The sequence below is a fragment of the Ensifer sp. Root142 genome, assembly GCF_001426785.1.
GTDB lineage: Bacteria > Pseudomonadota > Alphaproteobacteria > Rhizobiales > Rhizobiaceae > Ensifer > Ensifer canadensis.
The window spans coordinates 123,495-144,082 of sequence record NZ_LMFK01000005.1 but is presented as its reverse complement, the minus strand read 5'-3'; the positions used below and the strand labels follow the sequence as shown (position 1 = coordinate 144,082).

At 58.7% G+C, this 20,588-nt stretch carries 19 protein-coding genes and 1 pseudogene; 16 read left to right on the top strand and 4 right to left on the bottom strand.

Annotated elements, in window-relative coordinates; translation table 11 throughout:
• Positions 1-451 precede the first annotated feature (451 nt).
• Positions 452-1,645, bottom strand: a complete 1,194-nt coding sequence (locus ASD52_RS08755; protein ID WP_057223944.1) for an MFS transporter — start codon at positions 1,643-1,645, stop codon at positions 452-454.
• 111 nt (positions 1,646-1,756) lie between these two features.
• Entirely contained in the window at positions 1,757-2,638 is an 882-nt protein-coding gene (locus tag ASD52_RS08750; protein WP_063991821.1) for an AraC family transcriptional regulator, read from the bottom strand.
• Between the two features lie 271 nt (positions 2,639-2,909).
• Here ASD52_RS08750 and ASD52_RS08745 point away from each other — a divergent pair, with 271 nt between their 5' ends.
• The gene (locus ASD52_RS08745; protein WP_057223940.1) at positions 2,910-3,884 is read left to right on the top strand and encodes a class I SAM-dependent methyltransferase; all 975 of its coding nucleotides are present in this window, start codon (positions 2,910-2,912) and stop codon (positions 3,882-3,884) included.
• A 179-nt stretch (positions 3,885-4,063) separates the two neighbouring features.
• Positions 4,064-4,294, top strand: a complete 231-nt coding sequence (locus ASD52_RS08740) for a hypothetical protein (protein WP_057223938.1) — start codon at positions 4,064-4,066, stop codon at positions 4,292-4,294.
• Between the two features lie 89 nt (positions 4,295-4,383).
• Here the strand turns inward: ASD52_RS08740 and ASD52_RS08735 are convergent, their stop codons facing one another.
• The gene (locus ASD52_RS08735; RefSeq protein ID WP_057223937.1) at positions 4,384-5,010 is read right to left on the bottom strand and encodes a hypothetical protein; all 627 of its coding nucleotides are present in this window, start codon (positions 5,008-5,010) and stop codon (positions 4,384-4,386) included.
• A gap of 81 nt (positions 5,011-5,091) precedes the next feature.
• Between ASD52_RS08735 and ASD52_RS08730 the strand changes: the two genes are divergently transcribed.
• The 14 genes from ASD52_RS08730 (at position 5,092) to ASD52_RS08665 (ending at position 18,676) form a co-directional block, all read left to right on the top strand.
• On the top strand, positions 5,092-5,649 hold the full coding sequence (locus ASD52_RS08730; RefSeq protein WP_244497443.1) for a lytic transglycosylase domain-containing protein: 558 nt from the start codon (positions 5,092-5,094) through the stop codon (positions 5,647-5,649).
• 49 nt (positions 5,650-5,698) lie between these two features.
• Positions 5,699-6,022, top strand: coding sequence for a TrbC/VirB2 family protein (locus ASD52_RS37085; protein WP_057216055.1), 324 nt, complete (start codon positions 5,699-5,701; stop codon positions 6,020-6,022).
• A gap of 1 nt (position 6,023) precedes the next feature.
• Positions 6,024-6,314 carry a VirB3 family type IV secretion system protein gene (locus ASD52_RS08720; RefSeq protein ID WP_057210336.1) on the top strand — a complete coding sequence of 97 codons (291 nt, stop codon included), beginning with the start codon at positions 6,024-6,026 and terminating at the stop codon, positions 6,312-6,314.
• Positions 6,311-8,722 (top strand): VirB4 family type IV secretion/conjugal transfer ATPase, encoded by a 2,412-nt coding sequence (locus ASD52_RS08715; RefSeq protein WP_057223932.1) that lies wholly within the window; start codon positions 6,311-6,313, stop codon positions 8,720-8,722. Before ASD52_RS08720 ends, ASD52_RS08715 begins: the two co-directional genes overlap by 4 nt.
• Positions 8,715-9,890, top strand: coding sequence for a transglycosylase SLT domain-containing protein (locus tag ASD52_RS08710; protein ID WP_162254156.1), 1,176 nt, complete (start codon positions 8,715-8,717; stop codon positions 9,888-9,890). Before ASD52_RS08715 ends, ASD52_RS08710 begins: the two co-directional genes overlap by 8 nt.
• Entirely contained in the window at positions 9,887-10,603 is a 717-nt protein-coding gene (locus tag ASD52_RS08705; RefSeq protein WP_057223928.1) for a type IV secretion system protein, read from the top strand. Before ASD52_RS08710 ends, ASD52_RS08705 begins: the two co-directional genes overlap by 4 nt.
• 184 nt (positions 10,604-10,787) lie before the next feature.
• Positions 10,788-11,807, top strand: a complete 1,020-nt coding sequence (locus ASD52_RS08700) for a type IV secretion system protein (protein ID WP_057223925.1) — start codon at positions 10,788-10,790, stop codon at positions 11,805-11,807.
• Between the two features lie 55 nt (positions 11,808-11,862).
• Entirely contained in the window at positions 11,863-12,096 is a 234-nt protein-coding gene (locus ASD52_RS08695) for a hypothetical protein (RefSeq protein ID WP_057223923.1), read from the top strand.
• 15 nt (positions 12,097-12,111) lie between these two features.
• Positions 12,112-12,483 carry a hypothetical protein gene (locus tag ASD52_RS08690; RefSeq protein WP_057223921.1) on the top strand — a complete coding sequence of 124 codons (372 nt, stop codon included), beginning with the start codon at positions 12,112-12,114 and terminating at the stop codon, positions 12,481-12,483.
• A gap of 176 nt (positions 12,484-12,659) precedes the next feature.
• On the top strand, positions 12,660-13,367 hold the full coding sequence (locus tag ASD52_RS08685) for a type IV secretion system protein (RefSeq protein ID WP_057223994.1): 708 nt from the start codon (positions 12,660-12,662) through the stop codon (positions 13,365-13,367).
• Positions 13,367-14,149 (top strand): TrbG/VirB9 family P-type conjugative transfer protein, encoded by a 783-nt coding sequence (locus ASD52_RS08680; RefSeq protein ID WP_057223920.1) that lies wholly within the window; start codon positions 13,367-13,369, stop codon positions 14,147-14,149. Before ASD52_RS08685 ends, ASD52_RS08680 begins: the two co-directional genes overlap by 1 nt.
• On the top strand, positions 14,146-15,567 hold the full coding sequence (virB10, locus tag ASD52_RS08675) for a type IV secretion system protein VirB10 (RefSeq protein ID WP_057223918.1): 1,422 nt from the start codon (positions 14,146-14,148) through the stop codon (positions 15,565-15,567). The genes ASD52_RS08680 and virB10 overlap by 4 nt, the downstream gene beginning before the upstream one ends.
• Complete coding sequence (virB11, locus tag ASD52_RS08670) at positions 15,564-16,562, top strand: P-type DNA transfer ATPase VirB11 (protein ID WP_057223916.1); 999 nt, start codon at positions 15,564-15,566, stop codon at positions 16,560-16,562. The genes virB10 and virB11 overlap by 4 nt, the downstream gene beginning before the upstream one ends.
• The gene (locus ASD52_RS08665) at positions 16,559-18,676 is read left to right on the top strand and encodes a type IV secretory system conjugative DNA transfer family protein (RefSeq protein WP_057223914.1); all 2,118 of its coding nucleotides are present in this window, start codon (positions 16,559-16,561) and stop codon (positions 18,674-18,676) included. The genes virB11 and ASD52_RS08665 overlap by 4 nt, the downstream gene beginning before the upstream one ends.
• A 165-nt stretch (positions 18,677-18,841) precedes the next feature.
• Here ASD52_RS08665 and ASD52_RS08660 read toward each other — a convergent pair.
• Positions 18,842-20,421 (bottom strand): annotated as a pseudogene (locus tag ASD52_RS08660) (alkyl sulfatase dimerization domain-containing protein).
• Positions 20,422-20,588: the final 167 nt, after the last annotated feature.

The window sequence follows — 20,588 nt, the reverse complement described above, 5'->3', positions numbered from 1 at the left end:
ACGGCGAGCAGCCGGGGACCGGGATCGACTGCCCCCGGCGAGGTATTCCTTCTAAAATTCCTGCGCTTTCAGACAGAACGAGGCTCTGGGGGACCGCCTCAGGGGCCCCCGTTCTCATTAAGAACCGGTGAGATCAGATCTCGCTTTTTGTCGGGCCTTTTGGCGTCGTTGCCGTGACCGACGCCGCCGGAGCGTCGAGGAAATCGAGGTCTAGGGGAAGTGAAACTCATGACCACATCTAGGAGCTTCTCCGGGGTTAGCGCCTTAACGTAGGTTTGCCCTTCAAACCCACCACCATCGGGCTCCATAATGACGCCGATGTGAGAACCCTTGTTGAGTCGAGAACCGTGCGGAACGTGTGGCCAAAAACTGTGGAAAGCGGTTTCCGACATCGAACTCAATACGATCTTCGAGAACTCGCGGCTAAATCCGGAGCTGAGTTATCTGCGGTTTATCGCCTATCGACGACACGACAGATCGTCAAAGCCAAAGTACCCACTGCAAGAATAAAGGCGAACGCCAGAAAAATCGTTGAGGGCTCCTCGTTCCCCAAAGCTGCGACCACGCCAAACAAGACCACCCCGAGCAAAACGCCGACGCTATGCACTGCGCCTTTCGCACGGCCAAGGGCCCCCTGAGGCACGGAGGATTGTAGCATCACCTCAATACCGACCCTGCCCAAATTATAAAGCGCACCTAGGATAGCAAAGATCAGGAGAGTCCACGGAATGTCGAGCACGTTCAGAAGGGCGAACGAGATCGCAGTCAGCGCGAGGATCGCAAACTGCAGGATAGTAATCCTTGCCGCTCGCAGCATCGGTATTAGAAGGAGCGTACCTAGGATGGATCCTGCTGACCAAGCGCCCTCCAACTGCCCGAAGTCAATCGCGTCACCTTTCAACTCGGCAAATACGAAGCTCGGACCGATGACGCTGACCAGCACCCCTCCGGTATAGAGCAGCGCATAGATTGCACCCAATTGCAGCAAATGCGCATCGATTTGCACTGCCGGTCGTGTGTCTGCGCCGGCGCGAAACTGAGGAGACAGATCCCGCCGTACAGCCAGCATGAAACAGACTGACAGCCCGAATGCCGCCGCGAGCAGAGTAAATGTATAGGTGGGAATGGCGAAATGCAGGAGCACACCTGTAAGTACTGCCGCAACGAGGCTCCCCGACTGCATGAGAAAGAATACCATCGAGTTTGCGGCTGGTAGTGACAGGCCGGCGCCAACGGAGGGAATCATTGATTGGGACGATGTCAGCGCAATCCGGTCGGAGGTCGCGAACAATACAGCAGACCACCAGATCGCCCACTTGGGATTGAGGACTATCAGAAGCAGGCCCAGTACTAAAGCTCCAGCGAACCGGACGATGTCAGCGGTAACGCACAAGATGCGGCGATCATACCGATCTGACATCCAGCCTGCGATCGGGCTCGATACCAGCTCAGTGACACTGAGGATCGCGAAAAACGCAGCAACTGAGGCGGCGCCAAATCCCTGCGCCACGAGGATCCATGCACAGGCTATTTGATACCCGTTTCGGCCAACGGCCGAAACGAAGGTGCTCGCCAGGAACCCGTTGAAGGATCGCGATGCCTGAGTGGCGGTCTGGGGATCTGCGACAGAATATGGTTGGAGCATTGGCGGCGCCTTTCGGTGGATGCGCCATATTAATAGGGAACTTCCCCGCAACCCCGCTTTCGAACCGGGACCACATTGTCGAAAACGTGCCCAATAACGCGCCGATACCCATCAAATTCGCCACCGTCGGCGGAACTCCGAGGGAGCAGTGCCAAAGGCGCGTTTGAATGCGACCGCGAAATGACTTGAACTCCCGAACCCGCAATCGAGGGCAATGTCGGTGGCTGAGCGATCCGTCCCCCGCAGAAGGTCGACAGCGCGTTTCAGCCGCAGATCCGCGACAAAGGCGAAGGGTGACATCCCGGTAGACTGCTTAAACGCACGAAAGAAGTGGCGCCTGCTGACACCTACTTCCGCGGCGAGTTCATTTAGGTTTGGCGGGTTCACAAGACGCGCGTTGATCAGGGCGACGACCCGATTAAGGTCGAATGGTGAGAGCCCGCCTTTCAAAGGCTCCAATCCCGAGCCGTTCAACCTGGCGAGTTGGATAAACATCTGGACCGCCTGGCTCTCTGCCATGATGATGCTGGCCGGATCGGGATTCTTGAGTTCGGCCACGATCGTGTGGAGACAAGCCTCAATCATGCCGTCTCTAAATCCGATAGCTGGATGCAACCCTCGGACATGATCGGCGCCGAGCGTCTGCTCGATGAAGGTGGGGTCGATGGAGACAAAAAGGTAGCAGCCTCTAGCGTCCCCCTCGTCCCACCCGGTCCACTCGCTATGCGCCGGCAAAAAAACGACCGATCCGGGCCGCCGAGGGGTGAACGCCACACGCCGCCCATCCACATAGTCGTCCCCGGATCGCGCGTCACCCTGCAAATTGAACAATAAGGCGTGCTGCTCTGGCGCGAACCGAGTCTCCTGTCGGAGCAAACCGGTTCGCTTTACAACATGGGCCCGTACTACGCCCCAATCCATGTGCTGGTGTACGACCGTCTTGTGATTAGAACGGCGAACCTCATCAGGCTGGAAGCCAAGCGTCTCCGTCAAGAGAAGCAATCCCTCAATATTCGTTTCAAAATCACCCGGATCATAGAATCAACTTGAGCTGCCGAACAACTCTGGATAACCCGCAGTTGGGTGATCGTGGCACTTTCGTGCAAAAGTGGCATGCGCATGAAAGCGCGTTGCCGAAACCGGCGTTACCCCTGGAATAAGGCGCCGCCCGCGGAAAGGCAAATCTAAGCGCATGAAATTTGTGCGCCACTGCGGTTGCAGCTGGCAGCGTCGCCCCTCTGGTTATCTGCTTAGGTGTATTGCGATGCAAAATTTCAAAGAGTTTTTCACCGAATGCGATCGTGCCCCGCGTTTGAATCATCTAGCCGGTTTCTTCGCCGAGACAGCCGCCGGCAATGGTGGCGCACCAGTTCGCAAACCGACCGTGGATACGCGCCTCCTGCCCGACGACCCGTTGTTGCATCGGCTCGTCGAATTGCATTCGCGCCGCCAGGGCTTCTTCGATCAGCATTATCACGGCAGCATTCCCTATCGTCTCGAGGAAGAATTCCGTATGGCCCATGCGGTCCTGCGCTACAGCCAACTGAGCACGACCAAGGTCCTGCTTTATAGCCTCGGCACCGCCGAAGGGACGATGGCGCGCACGCTTTCCGAGATGAGCCGAGGCAAGATCCAGTCTTTGTCCTGCAGCCCTAACGAGGAAAACTACAAGTGCTTCCTGGCTTTTGGCGAGCCGCCGCACGCCAGTTTCTTTCTCGGCTCCTTTCATCGATTGACGAAAGAACATCTCCATTCCGAAATCCACCTTGAGCCGTTCACTGGCGGTTTCGATATCATCCTGGAAGATACGACATTCCAAATGTACTCACCCAACAGAAGTCAGCAGATCGCGTTCGTCGCGCAGCATCTCAAGGAAGATGGGATTCTGCTCTTCGTGGAGAAATTCCGTGCGGCGGATCTCCGGGAGTATCAGTTGCGGGAGTTTCAAAAGGACTACGGATTCAAGTCCCGGTACTTCGGGGCCGAGGAAATAGAGCGTAAGTCCAAGCTGGTGCTGGCGACAATGCGTCACAGCGAGGTCACGTTAGCCGAGATGGCAGCAGCGGTATACGCTCATTTCAGGCATTGCGTCATCACGTGGAATAGCGGGAACTTCTACGGGCTGGCCGCTAGCAACAGCAAGGAAAACCTCCAGCGCTATCTTTCATTGATGGCGCAGCCCGCAATCCCCGCCGAATACGTCTACGATCCTGAACCCTACACCGAACTGGCGACTTAGGCTGATGATCGCAGGACATAGCAGGCATCTCGTCTAGCAGCGTGACGCGAAAAAGCACGGACATAAATTATAATTTACATCACCATGCGTAATAGTTTGCTTTGTGAACCGCCGAGGACCTGCATCTAATAATTGAGCTCGTCCTTGGCGGTATCGTAAGGGTAAAATGGGAGGCCGCGATGCCAATCGAGAGTCCAGCAGACATTGTATCTCACCTGGCACAGCAAATGGTGGAGAAAGGAACGAGTCCCCGCAAGCTCGCGCTGCTGACTGGAGTTGCCGAAAACAGATTCGAACTCATTCAGATGGGCGACTGGAAAAATCTGACCATTCGGGAAATTGCGGTCATCTCCGAGGCGCTTGAGGTCGACCTGTGCAGCCTTATCGTAGGCGGTTCAGAAACCTTGTAACGACTGCTCGAAACTTGCGCCCGAAGCAAACGCGGTGGTTTTCTCCTGAGCAGGAGCCGCTGTCCACTGACGGCGATAAGAAGCAAAGCTTAGTGCGAATTGCGAAACCCCATGGACTGGGAAAGAGATTGCGATTCTTCAAGGTCAGGACGCCGGGAACGACCATCTTGCGTTCGTCCGATTGCAGCCAGGCCAAGGAAGACCATGCTGTCATCATCGTTCACGGTCCGGAAAGGCTCGCCCTTGCCGCCAACGAGCAGGAAACATGATGCTGGTATTGTTTCTCCCGCCGCCGGTGATAGCAGCAGGGTCTTACATAGGATGACGCTGGCGCGCCCGTTGTAGACAGCCTTGGCGTAATCGCGCGCGGCATCGACACAGCTCCATGTCTGCACACGATTATAGAGAACCTTTTCTGACGGGCAGGCGTTCAAGCCCCGTAGGCTGATCTCGCGGCCCCCTATCGTTCGCTTGACAGGGCCTTCGATCCCGACCTCGGCTTCCACCTTTTCTAAGGAACGTGCCACAAGCTTTCCCTCGGCGTCGAAGCGCTCCAGCACGAACATCTTCATCCCTTCCTGTACGAACTGCCGAAGGTAATTCGGGGACGGCTCCGCATAGGGATCCTCACCGTCCGCCCTCAAGAGCGTCGCGTTTACGGAAAGAAGCGTGACGGCAAGGCTGATAACCTTAAGTTGCTGTATGCGCGCGTGCATGGCCATTTCCAGGTTGACAGAGAAGTCTAATGCGAATTAATTATAGTTTACTCGGCGGCGTATCAACCTGGGGCCAAGAATTTGAAAATTACCCTGCTTCCTCTCCTCATCTCCGCGTCGACTGTAACGGCGAATGCTTGTGAAGCGGTCGACACTACCGACGTTCTGGAGATGGTGAGGACGATTGCCGCCGAGGAGGAGCTAGATCCGGATCTGGCCCTCGCCGTGGTCGACGTCGAGAGCGCCGGCGGCAAACATCAGGTCTCCGACGCGGGCGCTATCGGTGTCATGCAACTGATGCCGGAAACCGCGTCCGACTACGGCGTAACCGATCGCTGCGATCCTCGATCCAATATCCGCGGCGGCGTGCGTTATCTCAAGAAACTCTACGGGGAGTTCGAAGATCCGCTGCTGATGCTCGCTGCCTACAATGCCGGTCCAGAGCGGGTTTACCAGAAGGGTGGCATCCCCGAATTCAATGAAACCGCCCAGTACATTGTCAAGGTGATGAACCGGTGGAAGCTGAATGCAAAGGCAACAGCGGCCCTGGAAAAGCGCAGCGGTAGCGCGCATCGACAAGAGACGGTCGCATTGGCGCCCTCCCCATGGCGCGAGGAACACGTGTGGACCGCGGAGTAACGACGCTCACCACGACTTCCATCCTCCCAAAAATACGAAGGACATTCGAATGAACATTCTTCCCATGATGCAGCGATCGAGAAGCAAAGTTATTCTGTCACTGGCGCTGCTGGCAACGCCCGCCGCGTTGGTGCCGGAATTCGCCTATGCGCAATCTGCGGCCCCGATCGAAGGCATTCTTGACTGGTTCGTCGGTGTCCTGCAGGGCAACGTCGCGCGATCTTTCATGATCATCGCAGTGTGCTTCCTCGGCTTTCTGTTCCTCTCTGGACGCATGGCCTGGCAGGTTGCAATTTCGATCATCATCGGCATTGCGATCATTTTCGGTGCGGCCGAACTGGTCGACGCTATGAAGTCCTCGGCGGGCCTCTGATATGCAAGACGATGCTCCCGATGTCGAACCGCTCATCCTGCCGCTGACGAGGCCTCCAATGTATTTCGGGGTGGATATCATCGTGTTCGTGGTGAACGGCATCTTTGGGATCGTCATCTTCATCGCATCATCGAATTTCCTGGCGCCGCTGGTCGTCCTGCCGATCCACTTCGTCGCGCTCTACCTATGCCAGCGGGATATCCACATCGTCCGGGTCGTGCAGGTGTTCCTGTCGATGCGCAGAGCGATCCGCAACAGGCGCTTCTGGAAAGCGGGGAGCTACGCCCCATGAACATCGTCAATCGCGACTTGAAGTTCGGGCGCGAACGCGCCCGCGACATGGGGATCGGCACGCATGTCCCGTATCTCCGCCATGTCGATGAAGCGACGATCGTCACCAAATCCGGCCTGTTGCTGCAGGTAATCCGGTTATCCGGCCTCCCATACCAAACGATGGATCAGGCGGAGATCAATGCGCGCCTGGCCAACCGCAACATGACAGTTCGGTCGCTCGGATCGTCGCGTTTTGCCCTTTACGCCACTATCATCCGTCGCCAGATCGTGCCAGCAATCGACGGCGATTTCGATAATCCCTTCGCCGACGAGCTGAACGCCCGCTACATGGACGGGCTGAAGCACCGGACCATGTTCGTCAATGAGCTTTACCTCACGGTCATCCGACGGCCTATGACCGGGCGCGCCGGCAAGGTCGACCGCATGTTCGACGTCTTCCGCATGGCTGACAATGAGGTCGAAGCCAGCAGCGAGGCGTTGCGCGACCTCAACGACATGGTCTCTGGTATCGTCGGCGACTTTCGCTCCTATCGCCCGGAAATTCTTTCCTGTGTTACCCGTGACGGCGGTATTTATTCCGAGCCTGCCGAGTTCTTAGCCAAGATCCTCGCCGCCGGCGACGAGCGGACGATGCCGCTGCCTCGCATGTCGCTTGCCGACTATATCGGGACCGGGCGGATCATGTTCGGCCGCAAGGCAACAGAAATCTGGTCGGCGGATGGCTCGTCCTCCAAGGTCGCGGCGATGGTGTCGATCAAGGAATATCCGCCGATGACGACGCCCGGTCAGCTCGACGGATTGCTCCGCCTGCCTTACGAATTCATCGTTACCCATTCTTTCGCGCCGGAAGATCGGACAACGGTCACGGAGGCGATCGTGACGATCAGCAGGCAGATCGCAAACTCCGACGATGGCGGCACGGTGGTCGAAGACGACATCGAGACGGCGCGCGACCGGCTCGCCTCGGGCGAAGTCGTGTTCGGAAAACATCACATGACGGTTGCGGTGTTCGAGCGCGATCTCTCGCGGCTAAACCGTGCCGTCGCCGACGTTTCTGCCGAACTTGCGCGCATGGGCGTTGTCGCCGTTCGCGAGGACCTCAATCTAGAAGCCGCCTGGTGGGCGCAACTGCCAACCAACTTCTCCTATATCGCACGTCAAGGGCTGATCTCGTCGGTGAACTTCGCCGGGCTGTTCTCCGCGCATAACTTCCCTTCCGGCCAAACACATAAGGTCCATTGGGGCGTTCCCATCTCGTTGTTGGAGACCACCAGCCAAACCGCCTACTTCTTCAATTTCCACGAGGCCGATGTCGGCAACTTCACAATCATCGGCCCGACTGGATCGGGCAAGACGGTGGCGCTTTCCTTCCTCTTGGCGCAAGGCATGCGGGTCGAGCCACGGCCGCGCTGCGTCTTCATCGACAAGGACCGCGGCGGCGAGATTTTCGTCCGCGCCATGGGCGGGCGCTATGAACGACTTTCGCCGGGTGAGCCGACGGGCTTTGCACCGCTCCAGCTTGAAGACACGCCGGCCAACCGAAGCTTTGGCAAGACGCTCGTCTCCTATTTGGTCACACCTTCGGACCGCGTGCTCAATGCCGAAGAGATGGCCGTCATCTCCGATGCGGTTGATAGCATCTATACGGATTTTGACCGGCAACAGCGCCGGCTCGATATGCTCGCCGAGGCCATGCGAGGGCGCATGCGCTCTGGCATTGGCGACCTCGCCGACCGGCTGAAGGAATGGACTACCGGGGACAAGGGCTGGCTGTTCAACAATCCCGCCGACACACTGGACTTTTCTGGCTCGCTGATCGGCTTCGACATGACGGAGATCCTCTCCGACAAGCGGACGCGATCGGCAGCTCTCCTCTACATGTTCCACCGCATCCAGGAGATCCTCGACGGCCGACCGTCGATGATCTTTCTCGATGAAGGCTGGCGGCTGCTCGATGATGAGGTCTTCTCCGGCTTCATCAAGGATTGGCTGAAGACCATCCGCAAGATGAACGGCATCGTCGGCTTCGGCACGCAATCAGCAGCCGACGTGGTGCGCTCAGAACTGCGCAACACGATCATCGAACAGACGATGACCAACATCTTCTTCCCCAACGCCTCCGCCGACGAGGAGAGTTACCGCAAAGCTTTCGGGCTCTCGGATAAGGAGTTCCGCTTCGTCAAGCAGGCGGATAAAGCGAGCCGCACGTTCCTGATCAAGCATGCACAGGACTCAATTATCGCTCGGCTCGACCTGTCGGCGATGCCCGATCTGGTGAAGGTGTTGTCCGGTCGGCCGGACACGGTACGCGAATGCCAGACGCTACGCCTGAGCTATGGCGAGGAGCCTGCCGCCTGGCTCCCACATTTTTGTGGCTGGACCCTCCCGGAGGCGACCAGTGCGTAGAACGATCCTTCTCCTGCTCTCCGCTGCATTGGTCACAGCACCAGCACCCGCCCTCGCGGACGTTCCTGTTAACGACAACGACATGAAGGAAAAGCGCTCCGAGGATGAAGGGCATTCGAAGAAGGACACGGAGACACGAGGCCATCAACTCGAGGAGCAGACGATCACGAATTGCAACATCTCAAACAAGGAGAAGTACCGCCGTCTCTACCGCTCACCGGCGCAAGCCGTAAACGAGGATGCCAAAAACGTCGAGCTGATCAAGCACTATGCAAACAAGCACAATGTCCCGGTCGGCCTTGCCTTGTCTGTGGCCCACGCCGAGTCCGGAATTTCGACGTGCTCAGGCTCTCCGACCGGCGTGAAGGGCGTCATGCAGCTGACGAAGAAGACCGGCAAGGGTATGGGTTTCGACCGGGAGATCAATGAGGAGAACATTGAGGGCGGCGTCAAATATCTCGGCATGGGCGTAAACAAATGCGGCAGCACCGACTATGCGTGCCTGGCCTCCTGGTACAACGGCTCGACTGCTTCGGAGCAAAGCAACTGGGCCGGCAAGGTCGGTCGGAACCATTCCTGGTTCAACGCCTATGCCGGCGGCTCGAATATCGAGGACATTTCTTCGCCGTCGTTCAAATCCTATGTCGACTATGGATCCGGCGCTACGCGTAGCTCGAATAGCGCGGCAGTAGGCGCGGTCGGTCGCGTCGTTCCCGGCATCGATGCAAGCACGGCACGCGTCCAGGAGGCGGGCCGGCGCATTGATAGTCTTTCAGAGTCCGCTGGGGCCTCGGAAATCTATCAGGAGGCTTGGGATGACAATACACAGGCGCGAGCCTTCAATGCCGAACTGGTGAATAACCTGATCACGGCACGCACGCTCTTCAACGAGCTGCTTCAGGCCAGAATGCAGATGAAGCTGTCGAAGATCTCGGAGACAGCCAAAACCCTGAAGTCCGATCCAAAGGTCAATCCGTACAGCTGCGATCCGGTCATCCTAGAACAGATGACGTTGTCGCGCGACGACTGGCCACGCTGCGCCGTAGTCGTGGATGCAGATGCGGAAACCACGATCATGTCCCCCCAAGGCACCGACGGCGCGATCGGCAACAATCTTCTCCTCATCCAGAATGCCGCAAACGCGGCCGATCAAGGAGGTCTGCAATGAAAAAGACGTTCGCCGTGGCTACCGTCCTCGCCTTCTCGACACCGGTCCTCGCCGACGTTCTAGTGATCGATAAAAAGAACCTGGCGATCGCCAGGAAGAACGCCGAAAACACCGGCGAGATCATGAAAACCAACACCAACATCCTCGAAAAGACCAAGGAGATCCTCGGCGCGCTGTCCGGCAGTCGCGACGGGTCGATGGGGATTTCCTCGACCGGCCTCGGCGGCAACATGTCCGTTTCGGCGGCGCCATCGTTCTCCTCGATCATGAACGGCGGCACGCTGTCATTCGGCGGTCTTGGCTCCGACGCACAGAACGTTGCGGCGACGCTGATCAACGGGCTGCAGCTCGTCAAGCAAGTGAAGGCGATCGTCGAAGGCGAGGATGCCGGGGCGATGAACCATGCCTTTTCCGGTACAGTCAACACGGCCGCCCTGCTCTCGGCGCTGACCCAGCAGGCATCGCAAGGCGTTTCGCAGCGTGAGCAATCGCTGCAGTCGGCAACTGGCCAGATCGGCTCGGCCGAAGACGTCAAGGGTTCGGTCGACGCCAATACCCGCATGCAGCTGGAAACGGCGCGCACGATCAACGAGCTGATCAGTGTCTCGAACGGCGGGGTTTCGGCGCTGAACACAGAAATGCAGATGCGGCTCACTCAGCAGTCGGAGACAGCCAAGATGCTGCAGTACAAAGACGTCAACCCGTTCAAGTGAGGCCGCATGCCATTGCTCGTCGCGATAATGCTTTCTGGTCTCGCGCTGGTTGCCGGATGCCAGACGAAGGGTGAAAAGAATGCCCCCTGCCCGCCGATATCGAGCTTTGTGGAGGCGGATGAGTTGTGCGGTCCGGCACGGCCCGTCAACGGCGTCTTCGCGCCTGTCCTGAGGGAATGAACGGATGGCGGCAACCACGATCATATCGGACATTTTCGCAAAGCTGGACGCGATAGGCGAGACGTTCGTTCGGAATGCCTACGAGGGCCTTGCGCTTCAGGTGAATGTCCTGTTCGGGTCGATGCTCACCCTCTACGTCGTCTGGTGGGGCTATATGATACTTGGCGGTCGCGCCGGCTTCTCCGTGCCGGAGGCGGCCTGGCGGCTCGGTAGGGCCTTCCTCATCTATTACATGGCGACCAACTGGGGCGCTTTCTCCGCCACGCTCTACAAGCTCGTGCAGTCCGTGCCGAACCTGATTTCCGACACGATTATCGAGTCGATCGCTGGGTCCGGAGGCGTCCTCAATGGCGGAACCGACGATACGACCGGCGTGGTGAAGATCCTCGACGCTGTCTTTGAAACGGCGGGCAAGGTTTATGAACAGGTGGCGACCGGTACCTTCGAATATGTCGGGGCGTTGATTGGCGCTGTCGTGTTCGTCGTCGCGATGATCTTCATCGCCGTCGCTGGGGCAGCGATCCTTGCAGCCAAGCTGATGCTGTTCATCACGCTAGCGTTGGCGCCGGTGTTCATCATTCTGGCGCTCTATCGCTGGACCTTCCGCTTCACCGAGGGCTGGCTGTTGCTGATGGTCAATCTGATGGTGACGCAGACTTTGATAATGGCGTTTCTTGCCTTCCTTTACCAGCTCATCGAGCTTGCCATTAACACGGCCAACAGTACCGCGACAGAAAGCAAGCTGTCCTATGTGGCACCGTTCGTGATTGTCTGCCTGCTGGGGATCGTCGTGTTCCGGTTTATCCCAGCCTTTGCCACAGCGATCGCCGGCGGCGTGGCGCTCGGTCAGGGTGATGTACCGCTGCACGGCGGATTGGAGTCTTGGCGACGTGCTCGAAATCAGGTCACCGGCCGAGCGCAAATCTTGAGGAGCGGTCTAGGTCGCCGACGCACGTCCGCCAGTGTTTACGCAGCCCAAGCGCGCGCAATACAGAGGGAGACTGAAAAGAACGGGCAACTTTAAGCTGAAGATACATGAATACCACTGCTAACAATTTTTTGTTCACATGGAGGCTACCATGAACCCTTGGGGTGACGATCGCCGGTATCAAGCCGCACTCCACCAGCAGGCTCAGATCAACGAGGAAGCTGCGGAACATGCTCGCAACGAAGCCAAGAAAGGTGGCGGCTTCGGTTTCCTGGTGTTTATGGTCGCCGTCATCTTCTTCAAACCGTTTGCCGAGTATTGCATCGATCTTTACAACACGCTCGCCGGATGTGTTCACAGCCTCGGCAGCTTGTTCGGCTTTTGACGAGGAGGCTTTTTGATGATGAAAATAGCCTCGACGATCATAACAGTCGGCTTGCTGCTTCCCGGCGTGGCATGGGCGCAAACGTTAAGTTCGATCTTGCCCGTGATGATCGGCGCTTATGCACCCGCCGAAGGCGGCTGCGAAGCCGCAGCTGCGGCGTTCATCTATGTCGAGGACAAGGGCCTCGGCGCGAACAAGACCGCCGGGAAAGTTCTGGCCCTCAAACAGGAAGGCAACTCCTTTGTTCTCGAAGTCTTGTGGATCGAGGCCGGCTCCGATGAAACGGACGGCGATCGTGACACGGTCCAGATCGACGTGAAGGATGATCGCTCCTTCTATTTCACGAACACGGCTTCGAAGAGGATCCTGATGCGATGGTGCAGCTAGGTTCCTAACCGCTGCGCCGGAGCTGAGCGACTCCAGAATTCAAGGCTATCCGGCTCCCTCCCCGCACGGATGTGGTCGGTAAAGGCGATCACTTGGCCTAGTGAATAAACTATAGTTAATTATGCCGCAGACGGCGGACCATCGGATAAACCCCAATGAGCAACGCAACCGCGAATATGCCCGAAACCCCGCCGATCGATCTCACCGCCTACTGGGTAGCCGGCGCATCATGGGAGGCGGAACTCTATCGCAAGGAGCGCCGCTCGCGGAAAATCGCCTGGACAGTCGCGACGGTGGCTGGCTTTTCCACCTTGCTCAGCCTTTCGGCTCTCAATCTGCTGGTGCCGCTTAAGCAGTTCGAGGCTGTGGTGGTGATCTCCGACAAAACCACCGGCTTCGTGGAAGTCGCCCGCTCCTTGAACGAGAGCAAGCTTTCCGAAAACGACGCCATCAAGACGGCGAACATCGTGCGCTACATCCGGGCGCGCGAGACGTATGATCCTCGGGCACTCAAGGACAATTACGATCTAGCCCAGCTTTACTCGACCGGCCAGGCCGCCTCGGATCTCCGTCACGAATTCGAGCCCGCGAACCCGCAGTCGAAGGACAAGATGCTCGGACGCAATACGCGCATCGCGGTTACCATAAAGTCGGTCTCGTTCCTCAACTCTTCCACGGCGACGGTCCGCTTCTCAACCGAGACGCGTCGCGACAACACCCTTCGGCGCGAACACTGGGTTTCGGTGGTCCGCTTCCGCTATACGACGGCGCCGCTAAAGAACGAATATCGCTTCGACAACCCGCTTGGCTTCCAGGCCACCGAGTATCGGCGCGATCAGGAATCGCTGCCGGAAGTTCTGCCGGCGGACAAGGCGGCGCGCTGATGCGGAAATCTCTCCTTTCATTCGCGGCGCTATCGCTACTTGCCGTAGCGACCACCCCAGTCTCGGCCGATCCCCGCATCCGCTACATCACCTTCAACAACAATGCGGTCGTGACCGTGCCTGCGGGTCTCGGGGTCTCGACCATGATCCAGCTTGGTAGCTCCGAGGTGATCGAGACGATCTCGGCCGGCGACACGGCGAGTTGGTCGATTGTCCCGAAGAAGGGGTCGGGGATCCTCTTCGTCAAGCCGCTACGCGAGAACGCCGAGACGAACGTCAACATCGTCACCAACCAGCGCGTCTACGCCCTTCTGCTGAAGGGCTCGGCCGCGGCCGACCTTCGGGCTGCATTCCAGGTTCGGTTCAAATATCCCGACGAAGATGTCAACGCCCGGCTGTTGGCCGCCGCGCAGGAGAGTGCCAAGGATCCCCTGCTGAAGGATCTCGACCCGAGCCGGCTGAACTACGATTACGTCTTCCGCGGCGATACCAGCCTGAAGCCGCGGGTCGCCTTCGACGACGGCACGCATATGTATCTGGAATTTCCGGACGAGATTCCGGCCATCTTCGTCGTCGAAGGCAAGCGCCGGGAATCGCTCGTCAACCTGCGCACGCAGGGAAAGTATGTCGTCGTCGACAAGATCGCCGGCCAGTTCACGCTGCGCGCCGGCGACAAATGGCTTTGCCTCTACAACCGCCAGGCCAATCGCCATTCCTTCGATCTCATCGAGGACGCCTACGGGCCAAAGCGCCTCGACCGCAAAGAGGAGCGCCAGCGATGAGCAAGATCGACTTCGACCATCTCGACGGGCAAAGCAGTGTGGCGAGCGAACGTAACGGCCGCCTCGGCAAGTTCGCGCTTCCGCTTCTGCTTGTCGTCGGCGCCGGCGTCCTTGCCTACGTCAACTGGCCGATGGGGCCGCAAGACGCCAGCATTGCCGAGGGTTCCGGCGAGACATTCGAGACCTCGAACTCCAGCATCCGCAACTTCCCGGAGGAGCCGGTAAAACAGGCGGCCGATCCGAACCTTGTGCAGATTCCGACTGCCGAAAAGAAGCCAGTGGAGTCCGCGGCGGTCAACCTCACCGTGAACGCGGGCGACGATCTGGAAAAACTGCGTCAGCTCGAAGAGGCGCGTCGCCGCGCCGAGGAAGAACGACTTCGCATGGAGGAGGCGCGCCGGCGCACCGAAGAGGAAGCTCGGCTTGCCGAGCTGGAGGCTAAGCGCCGGGAAGAAGAGGAGAAGGCACGTTGGGAGCGGCTGCGCTCCGAGCAAATCATCGTCGACGGCTCCGGCGGCGAACGCCTGTCGGCCGGCGAACACTCGGTGGCGGCTGCTGACGACGGCCAGCTCGTCGCAGTTCCCGGCGCGGAAAGCGACGCGAACAAGGCGTTCCTCGCCCAGTCTGAAAAGCAGACGGCCAGCATCGTAAAGGCGACGCGGTTTGATCGGACCGACGCGCTTGTAGCCCAGGGCACGATGATCCGCGGGTTTCTGGAGACGGCGATTAATACCGACCTTCCCGGCATGGTGCGCGCTGTCGTGCGCGAGGATGTCCGTTCTCTCGACGGTGGGCGCATCCTCATTCCGAAAGGCTCTCGCCTCATCGGGGAATACAAGTCCGGGCTGGCGCGCGGCCAGAAGCGCATCTTCATCGTCTGGTCCCGCGTGATCCGGTCCGATGGCCTGTCCGTCGAGATCGCCTCGCCCGGCGCCGACCGTCTCGGCCGCGCCGGGCTCACCGGCGAAATCGACACGCATTTCTGGGAACGCTTCGGTTCTGCGATCATGCTGTCGGTGATCGGCGGCGCGGCGGAATATGTTTCGGCGCTCGGCGACACGGCGGCGGAAAGCGCTCGTTCGATCTCGACGGTCGATCCCATCACCGGCGCGGTCACGACGATCACAACCGAACCGAGCCGCACGGCCGCGGAGGCGCGATCGATCGCCGCGGAGAAGTCATCGGCGATCCTTCAGGACATTGCCAACGAAGCTTTTAAGGAAAGCTCGAAGATCCCGCCGACGATCTATGTCGCCCAGGGCGAGTCGATTATCGTTTATCTGCGGCGCGATCTCGATTTCTCCGACTTCTATGCCGATCCTGTCCGGCAGGAGATGATGCGGCTGAAGCGTGGCGGGCAAATCCGGCGCAACGTCGATTCGACGCCCTATTATCCGATCGCGCCGATCCACAAATGAGGCAGTTCCCCTTTCTCGAAAAGGCGCTGGAGCGGTTGAAGCCCTATCTCTCGGATGATCGAGTCTCCGAAATCTCGATCAACCGGCCCGGCGAATTGTTTATCGAGCGGCTCGGCGTTGGCGGCATGGAACGCGAGGTTGATGCGCAGTTTACCGCCGATTGGATACGGATCTTGAGCGAGCGCGTTGCCGGCTCCACCAACCAGGTCGTCAACGACGAGCATCCCATTTTGTCGGCATCGCTCCCGACCGGGGAACGCTTCCAATGTGTTCTGCCGCCGGCCGCCCCCGACGGCGGCGCGATCTCCATCCGCAAGCAGGTCATCCACGACATAGGGCTGGAGGTCTACAAGAACCGCGGCGCGTTCGAGCATACCCAGGTCGGGCGGCAACTCAGGCTATCGGCGGCCGAGGAAGAGCTTGCAGCCATGATGAAGGGCGAGGTCAACGCCATGCAGTTTCTTCAAACTGCCGTGCGCTCGCGAGTTTCGATCGCCATATCGGGCGGTACGTCGACAGGCAAAACGACCTTCCTAAATGCACTCCTCAAGGAGGTTCCGGAAGAGGAGCGCATTGTCACCATCGAGGACACGCGCGAGTTAAAGCCGATCACCCCGAATACAGTCGCGTTGCTCGCGTCGAAGGGAGGCCAGGGCCGCGCCAAAGTGACGCCGCAGGAGCTACTCGAAGCCTCGCTGCGCATGCGTCCAGATCGGCTGATGTTGGGCGAGCTTCGCGGCGCCGAGGCGTTTTCCTTCCTGCAGGCGATCAATACCGGCCATCCGGGCTCGCTGACAACGGTCCACGCCAACTCGGCGCGCTCGGCCTATGACCGCTTGGCCCTCATGGTCATGCAGAGCGGCGTTGCGCTCGAGAAGCAGGAGATTATCGACTACCTCAAGGAAGTCATCCCTGTCGTTGTCCAGCTCTCTCGCGTTCCGGATGGTCGCCGCGTCGTCTCTGAAATCGTCTTTACAAAGGGGAACATGCTATGAACCCGGCAATCCTGCTGTTCGGGCTCGCGATTGCCGCCGCCGTAGCCTCGTTCGTCGCCTCGCTCGCCTATGCCGGCCTCTACTATGCGTTCGACAACTCGAAATGGATGTTTCAGGCGCTGCAGGACGATATCCTCGCATCCTTTAGAGCGGCACGGCTCGATCTCGCCGCCGGCGACTGGCATCGGCCGGCGATAGCGGCCGCGGCTGGCCTGTTTGCCGGTGGCGCTGTGCTTGTTGCCGCCATAACAGGTAAGAAGAAATCGACCGACGCTCGCTTTCTCAGTACGCAGGAGGCCCGCGCCCTTGGCCTCACGCGTACCGGTGGCGTATTCGTTGGTCGGATCGGCGGCAGCTTGATGAAGGTTCCGGGCGGTTTCACGCAGCGCGGCTCCGGCCGGCGTCGGTTCATGAAGCCTATCCTGTTCGGCGGAAAGAAGCTCTGGATCGACGGGGATGACGTCGGCGGCTTCGTGATCGGACCGCCACGGTCGGGCAAAGGCGCATCGCTGATCGTGCCGAACTGTCTGCTATGGCCGGACAGCATCGTAGTGCTCGACATCCGCGGCGAGACCTATGAGGCCACGGCCGGATATCGTTCGAAATTCTCGCGCGTGTTACGTTTCTCGCCGGCAGACGAAAACGGCGATACGGAATGCTACAACCCGCTCGACTTCGTTGCCATCGACCCCGACCAGCGCGATATCGACATCAATTCCATCGCGACGGCTCTTTTGCCGACGCCGAAGGGCGACGCTTACTGGATCTCCGACGCCCGCGCACTTTTCGCCGGTGTTACGTCATGGGTACTGGAAAATCCGGATATCTCCGACAAGGATAAAAACCTTGGGACGGTCCTCAATGTGATCGAAGGCGGCAACAAGCCGCTTCGTGAGTGGTTGGAGGAAGTCGCCAATACTAAGCTTCGCGCCGAATGGATTAGTCCCTTTACATACACCACCCTTGCCCGCTTCGCCGTCATGGCTAGCAAGCAATTCGATGGTGTCTATGGCTCGCTCGCCGCAGCGGTGCGGCCGTTCAAAAACAATCGGATCCTGCGGGCGACGGCGCGATCGACGTTCGACATCCGCACCATGCGCCGGCAGAATATGAGCCTTTATCTGGATTTCCGCATCCAGCAGATCGGCTTGATCGGCCCGATCTTCAATGTATTGATGGTCCAGTTCATGGATTACATGTCGCGAAACATGATGGCGCGTAACGAACGACGCGTGCTCGTTCTGCTTGATGAATTCCAGAACCTCGGCAAGCTGGAGAACGCGCTCACCGTCGCGACCGTCCTCGGCGGCTACGGCATTCCCTGCTGGTTCTTTGTCCAATCGCTCCGGTCGATCGATAACGTCTATACGCGCGAAGGCCGTCAGACGCTCGTCAACTCCGCCCGCGCTCAAATCTTCCTTGGAGCGCAGGATCCCGAAGATCAGCGGTATATTTCGCAGCTGCTGGGCGAGCGGAAGGAGGTGACGGTCGACAAGGCCGTTTCCACGGGCTTGACCCTGTTTGATCGCAAGGGCACCACGATGTCTCAAAAGACCACGATGCGGCCCTTGATGCGCCCTGACGAACTGGGCTCAATGGACGAGACGCGGTGCATCATCAAGCTTCGAAATCAGCAACCAATTTTTGGGGTGCGGAATTTCTACTATGCCGACAACGAACTATTGAAACGCGCGTGGCTGCAAATGCCCGCGCCGAAAGGTCAGCACGTCACCAATTACGCAACCAGTTTCACGACGGGGCATCCTGAAGATCGTTCTGATAGTCCACCTCCCCCTGATACAACACCTGGAGGGAAGTTTGCGGAGAGAAGCTTGGCGGGGATAATGACGCCGTCGAGCAGTTCCATACCTGAGCGAAGTTTCCGGTTACCAGATGCTTCTCATACGTCAAAGCACGCCGACGACCCTCGCAGCGTCAATTCAGTGGGAAGCGAACCGGACTTTAAATCAGCGATGAAAAAGAGCGCGGTGCGAAAGGCCGAAGCAGATAAATCCCTCGAAAGGATATTGACCATATTCGAGAGAGCGCCCGTAAAAAAACGGGCGGCTAAGAAGGTCAAAAAGGAGATCGCGTCGGCTTTTGCTGACGAATAGTCGTGACTTTACCAAGCGTGAAACATCGATGCGTTTTTCGAACGGGGAGCCTGCTCGATTAAACCGAAGCAAGCCGAACTCGCGTGCGTTCTCTCAAGCAGGTCTCTCACTTAACAAGCGCGACCTCCTGCCGCCCCTTCCAGACGGCAGGGGAAGCATGTGATGTCACGGCGTCACGATGTTGAACCAGAAGTCGAAACTGTCGAGCATTGAAACGAGCTGGCCGAGTTTGGCGTTGTCGCCGGCGACCTTGACCTTACCGTCGGAACGGCCTGATCGAGTTTTGTCTCCCCAAGCGCAATGCTGTTTAGATCGGCTCGCGTCAGGGTGACGGTGGCATCGGCCTCGTCGGCCTGCTTGTCTTTCGTGTTGTTCAGGACACCGTTCTCAAGTTCGACGAGATACTTGCCGTCGGCACCAAAGTCGAAATTGAGGACGATGTGAGCGTCGCCGGCCTTTTCAGCATTGAGCCGTACGCCGAGATAGTCGAAGAACAGGTCCAGCGACATCGCACGCACGGTGTCCGGGCTCGCTGTATTCGGCGTCGGAAGTTTTTTAACACCCTCGCGCAGCTCTTTTGCACCCGTGAGGTAGAAGTTGCGCCAGGGTCCGGACTCCGCCTGATAGCCGAGCTGTTCCAGCGCATCGGCGACCAGGTCCTTGGCGGGCTGGTTGTTCGGATCGGCAAAGACGACATGGTTTGCGACCTGGGCAACCCAGCGGTAGTCCCCCGCCTCGAACGACTTCTTCGCCTTGTCCAGAACGGCGTCCGAACCGCCCATGAACTCGACGTATTTCTTGCTCGCCTCGACCGGGGGAAGTTCGTGCAGCGTCGACGGATTGCCGTCGAACCAGCCGAGATAAAGCACGTATGTGGCAGCGACATCGTGATAGATCGAGCCGTAATAGCCGCGGTTTGCCCAGAAATTGTCGAGGCTAGGCGGCAGTTTGAACGTCTCGGCGATTTCCCGCATAGTCATCCCATGGTTCACCATGCGCAGTGTTTCGTCATTGATATAGCGATAGAGATCGCGCTGCTTTTCAAGCAGGTTCACGACCTTCTCGTTGGTCCAGGTCGGCCAGTGATGTTGAGCGAACATGACCTCCGCCTTGTCGCCCCACATGACGAGCGCCTCGTTCAGATACTTGGACCACGGCAGAGGCTCGCGGATTTTGGCGCCACGAAGCGAGTAGGTATTGTGGAGCGTGTGGGTCGCGTCTTCGGCGGCCGAGATCGCCTTTTTCTCCTCGATGTACCACAGCATTTCCGAAGGCGCTTCGGAGCCAGGGGCCATCAGGAATTCGTAGGTGAGGCCGTCGATTGTTTCTTTCTGACCGGTCTTGGTGATGATGTCGGTCGGAGGAATGAGCGTCACCGTTCCGGCTGATGTCGTGGTGCCAAGTCCAGCACCGACCTGGCCTTTCGGATCGGGCGCAAGCAGGTTGCCGTACATGTAGCTTGCCCGGCGGCTCATGGCGGTACCAGCCATCACGTTCTCCGCCACAGCGGCTTCCAGGAAGCCTTCTGGAGCGTAGATTTTAACTTTGCCGGAGGTGACGTCGTCTTCTGAAACCACGCCGCGCACACCGCCGTAGTGGTCGACATGGCTGTGCGTGTAGATGACCGCCTTCACAGGCTTGGTGCCCCGGTTCTTGAAGTAGAGGTCGATGGCAACCTTTGCCGTCTCGGCAGAGACGAGCGGGTCGACAATGGTGATGCCCTCGGTGCCTTCAATGATCGTCATATTGGAAAGATCGAGGTTGCGGACCTGATAGATTCCGTCGGTTACCTCAAACAGGCCGCTCATGTTGATGAGCTGCGACTGCCGCCAAAGGCTAGGATTGACGGTCGCCGGCGCTTCGGCCCCTTCCTTGATGAAGCCGTACTGTTCAGGGTTCCAGATCGCGTTCC

Bases quoted from the DNA above. Each gene is read 5' to 3' on its own strand.
- ASD52_RS08755 (WP_057223944.1), bottom strand. From the start codon at position 1,645: ATGCTCCAACCATATTCTGTCGCAGATCCCCAGACCGCCACTCAGGCA.
- ASD52_RS08745 (WP_057223940.1), top strand. From the start codon at position 2,910: ATGCAAAATTTCAAAGAGTTTTTCACCGAATGCGATCGTGCCCCGCGT.
- ASD52_RS08740 (WP_057223938.1), top strand. From the start codon at position 4,064: ATGCCAATCGAGAGTCCAGCAGACATTGTATCTCACCTGGCACAGCAA.
- ASD52_RS08735 (WP_057223937.1), bottom strand. From the start codon at position 5,010: ATGCACGCGCGCATACAGCAACTTAAGGTTATCAGCCTTGCCGTCACG.
- ASD52_RS37085 (WP_057216055.1), top strand. From the start codon at position 5,699: ATGAACATTCTTCCCATGATGCAGCGATCGAGAAGCAAAGTTATTCTG.
- ASD52_RS08720 (WP_057210336.1), top strand. From the start codon at position 6,024: ATGCAAGACGATGCTCCCGATGTCGAACCGCTCATCCTGCCGCTGACG.
- ASD52_RS08715 (WP_057223932.1), top strand. From the start codon at position 6,311: ATGAACATCGTCAATCGCGACTTGAAGTTCGGGCGCGAACGCGCCCGC.
- ASD52_RS08705 (WP_057223928.1), top strand. From the start codon at position 9,887: ATGAAAAAGACGTTCGCCGTGGCTACCGTCCTCGCCTTCTCGACACCG.
- ASD52_RS08700 (WP_057223925.1), top strand. From the start codon at position 10,788: ATGGCGGCAACCACGATCATATCGGACATTTTCGCAAAGCTGGACGCG.
- ASD52_RS08695 (WP_057223923.1), top strand. From the start codon at position 11,863: ATGAACCCTTGGGGTGACGATCGCCGGTATCAAGCCGCACTCCACCAG.
- ASD52_RS08690 (WP_057223921.1), top strand. From the start codon at position 12,112: ATGATGAAAATAGCCTCGACGATCATAACAGTCGGCTTGCTGCTTCCC.
- ASD52_RS08685 (WP_057223994.1), top strand. From the start codon at position 12,660: ATGCCCGAAACCCCGCCGATCGATCTCACCGCCTACTGGGTAGCCGGC.
- ASD52_RS08680 (WP_057223920.1), top strand. From the start codon at position 13,367: ATGCGGAAATCTCTCCTTTCATTCGCGGCGCTATCGCTACTTGCCGTA.
- virB10 (WP_057223918.1), top strand. From the start codon at position 14,146: ATGAGCAAGATCGACTTCGACCATCTCGACGGGCAAAGCAGTGTGGCG.
- virB11 (WP_057223916.1), top strand. From the start codon at position 15,564: ATGAGGCAGTTCCCCTTTCTCGAAAAGGCGCTGGAGCGGTTGAAGCCC.
- ASD52_RS08665 (WP_057223914.1), top strand. From the start codon at position 16,559: ATGAACCCGGCAATCCTGCTGTTCGGGCTCGCGATTGCCGCCGCCGTA.